Source organism: Algoriphagus resistens, from assembly GCF_001442615.1.
Classification (GTDB): Bacteria; Bacteroidota; Bacteroidia; order Cytophagales; family Cyclobacteriaceae; genus Algoriphagus; species Algoriphagus resistens.
In genome coordinates this window covers 168,709-181,710 of sequence record NZ_LMXN01000006.1, presented here as the reverse complement: position 1 = coordinate 181,710, position 13,002 = coordinate 168,709, and the positions used below count along the sequence as shown (strand labels likewise).

Below are 13,002 nucleotides of genomic sequence, written 5' to 3'. Positions count from 1 at the left end.
CTCAATATCTTTTGACTGCGGGCTGACTTTAGTTGATAGGATGAAGGAAAGAAAGTGTCCTGATTAATATTTCACCATAAGAAAACAAAGTGTAGTTTGAGTTGAAAAATATAGCTTTCTTGCGTGCTATTTGAACGATTATGAAAAGAATAGTATGCCTGCTCACAAACCTGTTAATCTTTTATCATATGGGCTTTTCTCAGATTGATACGAAAGATTCTACGGTACAGACAATTGCTTACTGGGAGAATAAAGAGATACAATCTTATCAATTCGTCCTTGAGTCATTTGACGTAGTCGGTGGTGATACTATCAACCGGAGAAAAATAAATTACGTGGTTGACATGGAGATTTTGGATAGTTCTTCCACACATTACGACGTGTTGTGGTCTTACAGAAATTTTGGTTTTGATCTCCAAGAGATGGATTCTGCCTACTTATCATTTATAGAAAAAATGCTTTCTATTTCAGAAGGGTCAACGGTGAAATTCAGAACAAATGAGTATGGTGTTTTTCAAGAAGTGACAAATTGGGAGGATATAAGTGAGTTTTATCAAGGAGGTGCAGATACACTTAAGTCAATGTTTGGGAACATTCCACAAATCAATGAATTAGTAGATGTAACGTTTAAGATATATCAAACCAAAAATTCAATTGAAACTCAAAGTATTAAGGATGTTATGCAGTTTTTGAATTTTCATGGTGGTATTTACAATCTAGGTGAAGAAGTTTCTTTTGTTTCCAAAGCATCAAATGCGTTGGGAAAAAATAGATTAGAGAGAGAAGTCTACGTATTATTGGATGAGGTTTTTCCCGAAGATAATGATTACAGAATCATTTCTTTTTCTGAAGCTAATTCTGAACAATTAGCTTCAGAAACGGTGTTAGCTTTAAAGACTATGATGCCAAATGCTACTGATGAAGAAATAGACAAATTAATGGCAGAAGTTGGTCAACTTTCCAATACAATTGAAAATGTTTCTGTAATTCATGGATCAGGTTGGCCTATCTATTCAAAAGAAGTTAGAAATACAGGCTCTGATCAGAAATTAAAAACAGAAATTCGGGTTTTGGAAATGCTTTAAATCATTTAATGGAATGGCATTTGCATTTTAACAGGGATAAAAGTTTCAAAAGCCTTAACTTTGACATTTTCTATAGAATCCCTTTTTGATGCCAAAACTCATTCGAATTACCACCGTTCCGATTTCCCTCAAATTATTGCTTGCCGGGCAAATGAAGTTTATGAAGGAACAGGGGTGGGATGTACTAATGGTAAGCGCGGATGGGAGAGAGCTTTCCCAAGTGATCAAAGCTGAAGGGGTGAGGCATGAAATCATTCCTTTTACCCGCAAGATCACGCCTTTACAGGATCTGAAATGCCTCTGGCAGCTATACCAACTGATCAAAAAAGAGCAACCGGATATTGTGCATACACATACCCCAAAGGCAGGACTTTTGGGGATGATCGCATCGAAATTGGCAGGAGTGAGTGTAAGGATCCATACCCTGGCAGGCATACCTTATATGGCTGCTGAAGGAGGAAAGAAGGGGTTATTGGAAAAAATGGAGAAGATCACCTATAGCTATGCTACGCATGTCTGGCCAAATTCGGATGGTCTAAAAAACTTTGTACTGGAGCATAAGCTATGCCCTTCAGAGAAACTTACCGTTATAGGCCGCGGCTCATCAAATGGTGTTGACTTGGAAAAATTCAACCGTGGGGTTTTAAAGGAAAACCACCTCGTCGCTGCCACCATGCGTATACTTCCTGGCGAAGATGATTTTATTATATTGTCGGTGGGCAGGCTTGTCAAAGACAAGGGAATTCAGGAACTCGTAGATGCTTTCTTAAGTTCGAAGATCGTAGGAAAGTCGAAGCTGGTATTGCTTGGAAGTTTTGAACAAAAGTTAAATCCACTCAATGCTGAAACTATAAAAATCATAACCGACCATCCAAGAATTGTGCAGATTGACTGGTCTGATCATGTGGCCCACTACCTTGCATTGGCTGATGTGCTTGTACATCCTTCTCATCGCGAGGGATTTCCCAATGTGATCCTGGAAGCTGGAGCGATGGAACTGCCAGTGATTTGCTCCGATATTATCGGTAATACAGATGTAATCACCCAACAGAAAACCGGACTGATCTTTCCTGTAAAAAATGTAGAAATATTAAAGGAAGCTTTGGAATTTGCATATGTAAAGCGTGATAAAATGGCTGAATTGGCGGCTAACCTTTATCGGAAAGTTTATACTGATTACGAAAGAACCAGGGTTCAGCAAGAAATTTTTACTCGGTACCAGCAGGTATTAAAGAATGCTGATAGCAGGGAATAACGTATATTTGGCCATCAATAAAACTTGAATTTTTATCTATGAAGTACCTTGTGACCGGAACTGCCGGATTTATTGGATTTCACGTTGCAACACAATTGTTGGAGAGAGGGGATGAAGTCGTTGGACTGGATATTATAAATGATTATTACGATATCAATCTGAAATACTCCCGCTTAGCGCACATGGGGATACAGAGAGATCAGGTAAAAAAGGGAGAAATTGTGCAATCAGCGCAGATTCCAGGATACAGGTTCATTCAGCTGGACCTTTCAGTAAAAGAGCCGCTTCTTACTCTTTTTGCCCAGGAGAAATTCGATGTAGTGATTCATTTGGCAGCGCAGGCGGGTGTTCGCTATTCGTTGACAAATCCCGAAGTGTACATAGAGAGTAATATTGTAGCCTTCCTGAATCTATTGGAATGCTGCCGTTTTCATCCTGTCAAGCACTTGGTATATGCTTCTTCAAGCTCCGTATATGGATCAAATGAGAAGATGCCCTTTTCCACTTCAGATTCTGTGGATCATCCGATCAGTCTGTACGCTGCCTCTAAGAAGTCCAATGAACTGATGGCCCATACGTATAGCCACCTTTTCAACATTCCTACTACAGGGTTGAGGTTCTTCACAGTGTATGGACCATGGGGTAGACCAGATATGGCATTGTTTCTGTTTACTGAAGCTATCATGAAAGGTGAGCCTATCCAGGTATTTAACCATGGGAATATGAAGCGGGACTTTACCTATATTGATGATATTGTAATGGGAGTGATCAAAGTGGCAGATAGACCGGCAAGTCCAAATGCAGACTTTGACCCGCAGCATCCTGATCCGGGAAGTTCAAAAGCGCCTTATAAAGTTTACAATATTGGAAATTCCGCTCCGGTTTTATTGCTGGATTATATTCATGCGGTAGAGAAAGGCCTTGGAATGAAAGCTAAGATGGATATGCTTCCCATGCAGCCCGGGGACGTTCCTGCTTCCCATGCAGAAGTTTCTGATTTGGTTCGGGATACAGGTTATAAGCCAGATACACCGATAGATAAAGGGGTGAAGGCATTCACTGATTGGTATTTAGACTACTACAAAAAATAAGATGAGTAAGGCAATTTTGATTACGGGTGGAGCTGGTTTTATCGGCAGCCACGTTGTGCAACTATTCGTAGAAAAGTATCCGGAATATAAAATAGTCAATCTGGATGCATTGACCTACGCCGGGAATCTGGAGAATCTCAAGGCGGTAGAAGGAGCTTCGAATTATTTTTTCGAAAAAGTGGATATTCAAGACGCAGATGCTCTTACAGCTGTTTTTGAAAAACATGAGATTACTGATGTGATCCATCTGGCAGCAGAATCCCACGTGGATAGATCCATCACAGACCCACTGGCTTTTGTCAAGACGAATGTATTTGGTACTGTGAACCTGCTGAATGCCGCTAAGCAACAATGGAAGGAAAATCTTTCTGGACACTTATTTTATCATGTATCCACAGATGAGGTGTATGGTTCTTTGCATGATGGTGGATTCTTTTTGGAAACTACCCCCTATGATCCCCAATCTCCATATTCTGCATCCAAGGCTTCCTCAGATCATTTCGTACGTGCTTATGCCAATACCTACAAAATGAAAACGGTGATATCAAACTGCTCCAATAATTATGGGCCAAACCATTTTCCGGAGAAATTGATACCGTTATGTATCCATAATATCAAGAATAATAAGCCTTTGCCAGTGTATGGAAAAGGGGAAAACGTGAGAGATTGGCTATTTGTAAAGGATCATGCCCGGGCGATAGACACTGTTTTTCATAAAGGAAATGCAGGAGAAACGTATAATATAGGCGGATTTAATGAGTGGAAAAATATTGATATAGTGAAGCTTCTTTGTGCCAAAATGGATGAGAAACTTGGTAGAGAAGCCGGGACTTCCGAAAAGCTGATTACCTATGTAAAAGACCGGGCGGGCCATGATTTACGTTATGCAATTGATGCCACTAAGATCCAACAGGAACTGGGCTGGGAGCCAAGTCTGCAGTTTGAGGAAGGAATTGAGATCACAATAGATTGGTACCTGACTAATCAGGATTGGCTAGATCATGTGACCTCAGGAGCTTATCAGGAATATTATTCCAAGCACTACGACAGTTGATAGCTTAAAGCACTTTAGTAAAGCACTGGCACTGGCGCATTCTCCAGTGCCAGTGTTTTTTACGGGTGGTTTGGGATCGTTTTTGGATTTGGTTTTCTTTGTTAAAATTTAATGACTATGTGTATAAACCCAGCAAAGCCTTTTTGTGGGCTTTTTCTTTTAATGGCACTTGGTGGTGGAGTTCTTGCTCAAACAGGAAGATTCCAGCAAGCGGCCAACTACCAGATGGATGTCGAAATGGACGTCAACACGAATCAATATAAGGGGACCCAGGTATTGATTTATACAAACAATTCTCCAGATACCTTGGAGCGGGTTTTTTATCATTTGTATTACAATGCTTTTCAACCGGGGAGCATGATGGACGAAAGGTCTAGAAGTATTGCAGATCCTGATCGCAGGGTCGGTGATCGTATCAGCAAATTAAAAGCGGATGAGATTGGATACCTGAGCGTAAGCAGCCTTACAATGAATGGTAAACCGGTGGAATTCGAAGAAGTGGGGACAATTTTGGAAGTTGAGCTTGCTGAGCCGATTTTACCTCATTCTGATGCTAAATTCGAAATGGAATTTACTGGGCAAGTCCCTTTGCAGATCAGAAGATCAGGTAGAGATAGTGGTGAAGGCGTGCGCTTTTCCATGTCCCAGTGGTATCCAAAAATGTCTGAATATGACGAGCAGGGCTGGCACGCAAATCCCTATATCGGACGTGAATTTTATGGGATTTGGGGAGACTTTGATGTGAAAATAACCATCGATAAAACCTATGTGCTAGGAGGAACAGGCTACCTGCAAAATCCAAATGAAATCGGACACGGCTATGAAGAAGATGGAACCAAAGTGACTCAGGCAAAAGGGGATAAACTTACCTGGCATTTCAACGCACCGAAGGTCCATGATTTCATGTGGGCTGCAGATCCTAAGTATCGCCATGACAAAGTGGAGATGTCAAATGGGATTACAGTTCACCACTTATACATTCCCTCAGATGATGTGACTGAAAACTGGGAAAAGCTGAAAGAGTATACTCCTAAGGCGATAGCGTTTATGTCTGAGCACTTTGGAGAGTATCCTTACAAGCAATATTCTGTGATCCAGGGGGGCGATGGTGGTATGGAATATCCTATGGCCACACTAGTGACAGGAGGGCGTAATCTTAATGGGCTGGTAGGAGTAATGGCCCATGAGTTGGCCCATAGTTGGTTTCAGGGTGTACTGGCAACCAATGAAGCGCTTTATCCTTGGATGGATGAAGGGTTTACGAGCTATGCATCTTCACTTGCCATGGCAGAGATCTTCAGACCAAGTGACAATCCTTTGCAGGGATCGTATTCAGGCTACTACAGGTTAGTTAGTTCAGGAAAAGAAGAGCCTATGACTACCCATTCTGATCATTACCACACCAATGCAGCCTACGGCGCTGCTGCATATTCCAAAGGAGCTGTTTTCTTAGCTCAACTGGGGTACATAATAGGTGAGGAAGCCAGAGATAAAGGCATGCTTAGCTATTGGAACACTTGGGGGTTTAAGCATCCTAATGTGAATGATTTCATCCGTATTATGGAAAAGCAAAGCGGCCTGGAGTTGGATTGGTATAAGGAATACTTTGTGTATACTACCAAGACAATCGATTATGGTATCAAAGAGGTAAAAGCTGAAGGAGAAGGTACAGAAATCACACTAGAACGTATAGGTTTGATGCCAATGCCTATAGATCTGGTGATCACCTACAAAGATGGGACGTCTGAAATGGTGTATTTGCCTTTGGAAATAATGAGAGGTGAAAAAGTCCCTGAAGCTGGCGCTGCCAGCAGGGTCATTTCTCAGGATTGGCCTTGGACTAATATGACCAAAACTATCCGAATCAACAAAAAATATGATTCTATTAAATCCATAGAGATTGATCCAAGCAAAAGACTTGCAGATATCAATCAAGAAAACAATAAAGTGGAGTATTAAGCTACCTCCAAACTGCATAAAAAAAGGTGACTGATCAGTCACCTTTTTTTATTGCTGGAATAATCATCCTGCGTTCTTCATGTCCTGAACTTCTTTGCGGATGTCTTGAGCCATGTTCTTCAAGTCTTGCATTCCTTTTCTAACTCTAGTACCAGCTGCCTGATTACCTTTTTCGTAGAACTTTTCAAAATCGTCTTTAAGAGAATTAACCAGTTCGCTTACTTCACTGAATTTGCTCATAGTAAAAGTGTTTTTTAAAGTTGATGATAAGTTTATTTTTAATTCAATATAGCCCAAATACTTACTAATTCAATCCTGAGGGCATTTTTTTTGATTTTTTTTTTACTCTCCAAAGGACATCGCAAGCTTAGAGTTCTTATAAACTCCGCTAGTCAATTTCTCCTTTATTGCAGCAAATGCTGTCACCGTTTCTTCCACCTCCTCAAGTGTATGAACAGCGGTAGGTATTAATCTTAAGATAATCATTCCTTTAGGTACCACAGGATAAATGACTACTGAACAGAAGATACCGTAATTTTCCCTTAGGTCCTGAGTCAGCGCTGCAGCTTCACCTACTGTCCCATTAAGTACAACAGGAGTTACCGGAGAGTTGGATTTTCCCGTACTGAATCCATTGTCATGAAGCCCTTTTCTAAGCGCTCTAACGATTTTCCAAAGATTTTCCTTCAGTTCAGGTTGTGTTTTAAGTAATTCAAGGCGCTTCAATGCACCCTTTACCAAAAGCATGGGAAGGGACTTGGCGAAGATCTGCGAACGCATGTTGTATCTCAAAAATAGAATTACCTCGGGGTCTCCTGCGATGAATGCACCGATACTGGCCATCGACTTGGCAAAGGTGGAGAAGTACAGGTCCACCTGATCTTGTACGCCTTGCTCTTCATCTGTACCGGCGCCGGTTTTACCCATAGTTCCGAAACCATGAGCATCGTCAATAAGCAGCCTGAAATCAAACTTCTTCTTCAACTCAACAATTTCTTTCAGCTTGCCCTGATCCCCGGTCATTCCGAAGACACCTTCAGTAATCACTAGGATTCCTCCTCCGGTTTCGTTGGCAAGCTTGGTAGCCCGTTCTAATTGCTTTTCACAGTTTTCTATGTCATTGTGAGGAAAGACATAGCGCTTGCCCAAGTGCATTCTGAGGGCATCAATGATACATGCATGACATTCTGAGTCGTAGACTACCACATCCTTTCTATCCAGAAGGGAGTCGATCACAGACATGATACCTTGGTATCCATAATTCAATAAATAGGCTTTCTTTTTTTTGACAAAAGCTGCCAATTCATCCTCTAACTGTTCGTGAAGGCTGGTTTGTCCTGACATCATACGTGCGCCCATCGGATAGGCAGCGCCATATTCAGCTGCAGCATCGGCATCAGCTTTACGTACTTCAGGATGATTTGCGAGGCCTAGGTAATTATTCAAACTCCAGGTTAGAACATCCTTCCCCTGAAATTTCATTCTTGGAGCAATTTCACCTTCAAGTTTCGGGAAGGAGAAATAGCCGTCTGCAAACTCAGAGTGTTTGCCCAAGGGGCCCATGTTCATTTTTAATTTTGCAAATAGATCCAAAGTGTTTCGAATTTAAGTGATAAGGGATTTAATGATCTGTTCATTAAAATCCGACAAAAATAAAACTTTAATGCCTGCCAAGCAAAAAACGCTGCTGAAACAAATGATTCTTCATAAAGCTCAGAATATTTTCTTTACTTCGCCTTAACCCAAAATTCTTAGCTTTTAATTACAGGAGATAATGGCCAAAATCAAGAAAATACTAGTTGCAAACAGAGGAGAGATCAGCTTACGGATCATGCGGACTGCCCGGGAAATGGGTATCGCCACAGTAGCAGTTTACAGCCAGGCAGATAGACTTTCTCCCCATGTACTTTTTGCGGATGAAGCAGTTTGCCTGGGCCCTCCACCATCTGCACAATCCTATCTATTGGGCGATAAAATAATCAAAGCTTGTAAAGACCTGCATGTAGACGCAATTCATCCCGGCTATGGATTTCTTTCGGAAAATGCAGATTTTGCCAAAAAGGTGAAGTCCGCCGGTTTGATATTCATTGGTCCTTCCCCTGAGGCTATTGAGGTGATGGGAAGCAAGCTTGCTGCCAAACAGGCTGTTGCAAAATACAATATTCCCTTAGTTCCGGGTACTGAAGAAGCTATTTCAGACCTTGTTGTGGCCAAAGCCCGGGCGGCTGAAATCGGTTATCCGATCCTGATCAAGGCCAGTGCAGGCGGAGGGGGAAAGGGGATGCGGATTGTGGATAGTGAAGGTGAGTTTGAAGAGCAAATGCAGCGTGCAGTGAGCGAAGCACAATCTTCATTCGGTGATAGTGCTGTTTTTATTGAAAAGTATATCACTTCTCCCAGACATATAGAAATCCAGGTGCTGGGAGACCAACAGGGGACTATTGTTTATTTATTTGAGCGGGAATGCTCCATCCAGCGAAGGCATCAGAAAGTGATTGAGGAAGCCCCCTCATCGGTAGTCTCCCCAGCAATGAGAAAAGCGATGGGAGAGGCAGCGGTGGGCGTGGCCAAAGCCTGTAACTACTATGGAGCCGGGACAGTAGAGTTTATTGTGGATGGGAATTTGGATTTCTATTTTCTGGAAATGAACACCCGCCTTCAGGTGGAGCACCCTGTGACTGAAATGATCACAGGAAAGGATATTGTCCGTGAGCAGATTTTAATTGCGGAGGGAAATCCACTTTCTTTCACCCAAGATGAGTTGAAAATTAACGGTCATTCTATTGAAGTCCGTGTCTATGCTGAAGATCCGGGAAATAACTTCCTTCCCGACATCGGAAAGCTCGAGACCTATAAACGCCCGCAGGGGATGGGAATCCGTGTGGACGATGGTTTTGAGCAGGGGATGGAAATCCCCATCTATTATGACCCGATGATAGCCAAGCTGATCACCCATGCAGAAGACCGTGAGTCGGCCATCCAGACTATGGTGCGTGCCATTGAAGATTATAAGATTGTGGGCATACAGACCACCCTTGATTTCTGCAAATTTGCCATTACCCATGATGCGTTCCTAAGCGGTGCCTTTGATACGGGGTTTGTAGAAAATTATTTCGATCCTTCTGTACTTGACTATCAATTTTCTGAATCTGAAATGGAACTGATCTCAGCTTTAGCCGTTGAATTTTTCACAAAAACAGCGAGGGGACAAACTACGGAGAGGAAACGAACTGAAAAAGGGGAGTCAGCATGGAGAAATAGACTTCGGTAGGATGGCAGAGATTTTACCCTTGAAAGCCTGGCGATATGCCGATGCTTTGACTCCGAGGATGGAGGAATTGACTGCTCCTCTCTTTGATGTTGTATCTGCCCGGCAGCGGAAACTGTTGTACGAAAATCCGTTGAACAGTATCCATTTATCCGTACCTCAAGGAGATGATCCTGCCCAAAAAGCCCTGGAAACTCTCAATAAATGGAAATCTGAGGGTATAATCCATCAGGATAGCCAACCGGGGATCTATGTATATTATCAATATTTTCGTCTTCCGGGTGAGCATGATGAGCGCTGTAGGAAAGGATTTATCGCACAGATCAAAGCCTATGATTGGAGCGATCAGATCATTTTGAGGCACGAGAACACCATTGTCTCCGCAGTCAATGACAGAATTGATCTTTTGAGAACTGCCCAGATCCAAGCCAGTCCAACGCACGGTTTGTATGAGGATCCTGGTGAGCAGTTGGAGAAATATATGGATGATGCTATAGCTAATCCCATATATGAGCTAGAGGATTATCAGGGTGTCCGGGAGGTGATGGCGGTAATTCGGGATCCAGAAATCATCAAACACTTTTTGAGTGTACTAAAAGGTAAGCAAGTCATTTTGGCTGATGGTCACCACCGACTGGAGGGGGCCATAGAATATAGGAAGTCCATGCGGGGAGAACTTCCCGGAATGCAGTGGAAAGGCTTTGATTATCATCTGATGTATCTGACCAATACCAGAGGAAATCACCTGAAAATACTGCCTACACACCGCTTGTTTTATGGGTTGGAAATTACCCCGGCTTCCTTCCTGGAAAAGATCAGGGATTGGTTTGAAGTGAAAAAATTTGCTGATCCTGAAGAATTAGGTGCTTATGCTTTTCACAAACCTCATACCTTTGGATTAGTAATGGGAGAGCAGAGTTATACCTTGCACTTGAAACCAGAGAAGATAGATCAGCTCAACCTTCATTTGCCGGAAAGTATCAGAAAGCTCGATTTGGTGGTTCTTCATGACGTGTTGTTTGCCCGGATTATTTCTATTCCGGTGGCAGATCAAAGGAATTCGGATCAGATTGTTTACGAACGAAACTTTTCAAAATGCATTCATGAAGTCCGCTCAGGAAGAGCAAGCTTTGCTGTTATCACACGTGAATTAGAAATGGAACAAGTATTAGAAGTGTGCAGAAGTGGCGAAGTGATGCCTCAGAAATCCACTTATTTCTATCCAAAAGCATTGGGTGGATTGCTTTTCGCCAGTATTAAACAAGATGAATTTGAATTCGATTATGGAGCCTTTGTTGCGCAATCTCACCAATAAGAAAATTATACTTGCCTCCAATTCCCCAAGGAGACAAGAATTGTTAAAGGGTTTGGAAATTGAGTTTGAAGTAAGGGTCAATCCGATAGATGAAACCATACCGAAAGATATTCAGGCTGAATATGTAGCTGCTTACCTATCCAAGTTGAAATCTGAGGCTTTTCCTGAAGAACTGGCCGAGGATGAAATCCTGATTACTTCAGATACTGTAGTAATACAAAACGGACATGTGCTCGGCAAACCTTCCAAAGAAGAGGAGGCCTTTGATATGCTAAAGAGTCTTTCGGGTGCTACCCATTCGGTGATGACGGCTGTCACTTTCCGGGACAAGAAAAAGCAAATCACATTAGAAGATGAAACGATAGTGACTTTTAGATTTCTGGAGGAAGAGGAAATATGGCATTATATTCATCACTATAAGCCCATGGATAAGGCGGGAGGGTATGGAATCCAGGAATGGATTGGCTTTATGGGTGTGGAGAAAATCCAGGGATCTTATTATAATGTGATAGGTTTTCCGCTTCACTTGGTATATGCCCAGTTGAAAAAATGGTGAGCTGAGGTATAGAATTTTTCTTTTGGTCAGATGCTATGTAAAAAGCCCTGTGGAAGTTAATCCACAGGGCTTTCTGAGTAGTAGGCTAGCGATTATGTTCTGCGTTTATTTTTTAGCAGCAGTTGTTTTACCTTCAATGGGAGCAATTTTGTCCCCTTCTTTTAGGTCTTTGCTCACGATGAAGTAAGGACCTGAGATGATTTGGTCTCCTTCGGCTAAGCCTTCCAATACTTCTATATTCTGAAAATCAGAGATGCCGGTTTTAATTGTTTTTAGCTTGGCAACACCTCCATCGTTGATAAATACCAGTTCCTGGGCACGTGTAGTACCTGTTGCCAACGTATCTTGCTTATGCTCTCTGGTGGTCACCGCGGCCAGAGGAACAGAAAGTGCGTCGTCTTTAGAATTAGTAAGGATTTCTACAGAAGCAGTCATTCCGGGACGGAAAGGATATTTCTTGCCTTCCGCTACCAGGTCTTTATAAGAATCATTCAAAATTCTGATTTTCACCTTGAATTCAGTTACGGCGTCAGCAGATGCTTTTACGTTGGCGGTGTTGGCTATGCTTGTCACTATCCCCTTGAAAGTTTTGCCTGTATAAGCGTAAGAATCCACATCAATAATTGTCGTATCTCCCAAACTCAGCCTCACAATATCATTTTCGTTGACATCAACGCGAACCTCCATTTTAGAAAGATCTGCAATGGTCAGCATTTCTGTACCGGCCATTTGCTGAGTTCCTACTACACGTTCGCCTTGCTCTACCAAAAGGTTGGATACGATTCCGCTCACTGGTGAATAGACATTGGTCAATCGTAAGTTTTCAGACGCCTCATCTACAGATGCCTGAGAGCTCTTCACTACAAATTCTGCCGCCCGAACGCTTTGTTTGGCCGCTTCAAGGTCCTTCTGTGCAGTAATAAAATCTGCCTGAGCTTGCTCAAAATCGGCATCTGAAATAGCTTTTGACTCATAGAGGCTCTTTTGTCTATTGAAGTTTTGCTCAGCCTGCGTGAATTGAGCTTCTGAGCGCTGCAGTGCTGCACGCGACTGGGAAAGATTGGCTTCCTGCTGGCTGAAGTTGGCTTTGGTTCTATCCAGCGCTGATATAAAGTTATCAGGTCTGATTTTCACCAACAGCATTCCTGCTGCTACAGAATCCCCTTCTTCTACATTCAACGTGATAATCTCTCCCGCTACATCGGGGCTTAGATTTACCTCTACTTCAGGCTGAATCTCACCCGACGCGCTTACTTTTTCGATGATCTGCACCCGTTTTACTGTGGTGACTTCCACCTGGGTTTCCTTTTCTCCGCCCACCCAGCCGGCATTTCGGGCGATTACTGCAAAAATAACTAGGACTACTATACCTGCAAGAAGGTAGTATAAGAGCTTATTTGATTTCTTATTGGCCATGGT

At 42.4% G+C, this 13,002-nt stretch carries 11 protein-coding genes; 8 read left to right on the top strand and 3 right to left on the bottom strand.

Annotated elements, in window-relative coordinates; all coding sequences use genetic code 11:
* Positions 1-140: 140 nt before the first annotated feature.
* From AS141_RS12855 to AS141_RS12835, 5 genes are all read left to right on the top strand, one after another.
* Positions 141-1,085 (top strand): hypothetical protein, encoded by a 945-nt coding sequence (locus tag AS141_RS12855; RefSeq protein WP_157243467.1) that lies wholly within the window; start codon positions 141-143, stop codon positions 1,083-1,085.
* An 88-nt stretch (positions 1,086-1,173) separates the two neighbouring features.
* On the top strand, positions 1,174-2,340 hold the full coding sequence (locus tag AS141_RS12850; RefSeq protein ID WP_057938065.1) for a glycosyltransferase family 4 protein: 1,167 nt from the start codon (positions 1,174-1,176) through the stop codon (positions 2,338-2,340).
* A gap of 38 nt (positions 2,341-2,378) precedes the next feature.
* Positions 2,379-3,431: an NAD-dependent epimerase gene (locus tag AS141_RS12845; RefSeq protein ID WP_057938064.1), complete on the top strand. Its 1,053-nt coding sequence runs from the start codon at positions 2,379-2,381 to the stop codon at positions 3,429-3,431.
* Position 3,432: 1 nt separating this feature from the next.
* The gene (gene rfbB / locus AS141_RS12840) at positions 3,433-4,485 is read left to right on the top strand and encodes a dTDP-glucose 4,6-dehydratase (RefSeq protein ID WP_057938063.1); all 1,053 of its coding nucleotides are present in this window, start codon (positions 3,433-3,435) and stop codon (positions 4,483-4,485) included.
* Positions 4,486-4,602: 117 nt separating this feature from the next.
* Positions 4,603-6,444 (top strand): M1 family metallopeptidase, encoded by a 1,842-nt coding sequence (locus AS141_RS12835; RefSeq protein ID WP_394331078.1) that lies wholly within the window; start codon positions 4,603-4,605, stop codon positions 6,442-6,444.
* Positions 6,445-6,507: 63 nt separating this feature from the next.
* Here AS141_RS12835 and AS141_RS12830 read toward each other — a convergent pair whose 3' ends face one another.
* Both AS141_RS12830 and AS141_RS12825 read right to left on the bottom strand, forming a co-directional pair.
* Positions 6,508-6,684: a histone H1 gene (locus AS141_RS12830; RefSeq protein WP_057938062.1), complete on the bottom strand. Its 177-nt coding sequence runs from the start codon at positions 6,682-6,684 to the stop codon at positions 6,508-6,510.
* 102 nt (positions 6,685-6,786) lie between these two features.
* Positions 6,787-8,037, bottom strand: coding sequence for an aminotransferase class I/II-fold pyridoxal phosphate-dependent enzyme (locus AS141_RS12825; RefSeq protein ID WP_057938061.1), 1,251 nt, complete (start codon positions 8,035-8,037; stop codon positions 6,787-6,789).
* A gap of 181 nt (positions 8,038-8,218) precedes the next feature.
* Here AS141_RS12825 and AS141_RS12820 point away from each other — a divergent pair, with 181 nt between their 5' ends.
* From AS141_RS12820 to AS141_RS12810, 3 genes are read left to right on the top strand one after another with little or no spacing between them, the layout of a single operon-like run.
* Positions 8,219-9,715, top strand: coding sequence for an acetyl-CoA carboxylase biotin carboxylase subunit (locus AS141_RS12820; RefSeq protein ID WP_057938060.1), 1,497 nt, complete (start codon positions 8,219-8,221; stop codon positions 9,713-9,715).
* 1 nt (position 9,716) lies between these two features.
* Entirely contained in the window at positions 9,717-11,027 is a 1,311-nt protein-coding gene (locus AS141_RS12815) for a DUF1015 domain-containing protein (protein WP_057938059.1), read from the top strand.
* On the top strand, positions 10,984-11,583 hold the full coding sequence (locus AS141_RS12810; protein WP_317043038.1) for a Maf family nucleotide pyrophosphatase: 600 nt from the start codon (positions 10,984-10,986) through the stop codon (positions 11,581-11,583). Before AS141_RS12815 ends, AS141_RS12810 begins: the two co-directional genes overlap by 44 nt.
* A 105-nt stretch (positions 11,584-11,688) precedes the next feature.
* Here AS141_RS12810 and AS141_RS12805 read toward each other — a convergent pair whose 3' ends face one another.
* Positions 11,689-12,999 (bottom strand): efflux RND transporter periplasmic adaptor subunit, encoded by a 1,311-nt coding sequence (locus AS141_RS12805; RefSeq protein WP_057938057.1) that lies wholly within the window; start codon positions 12,997-12,999, stop codon positions 11,689-11,691.
* Positions 13,000-13,002: the final 3 nt, after the last annotated feature.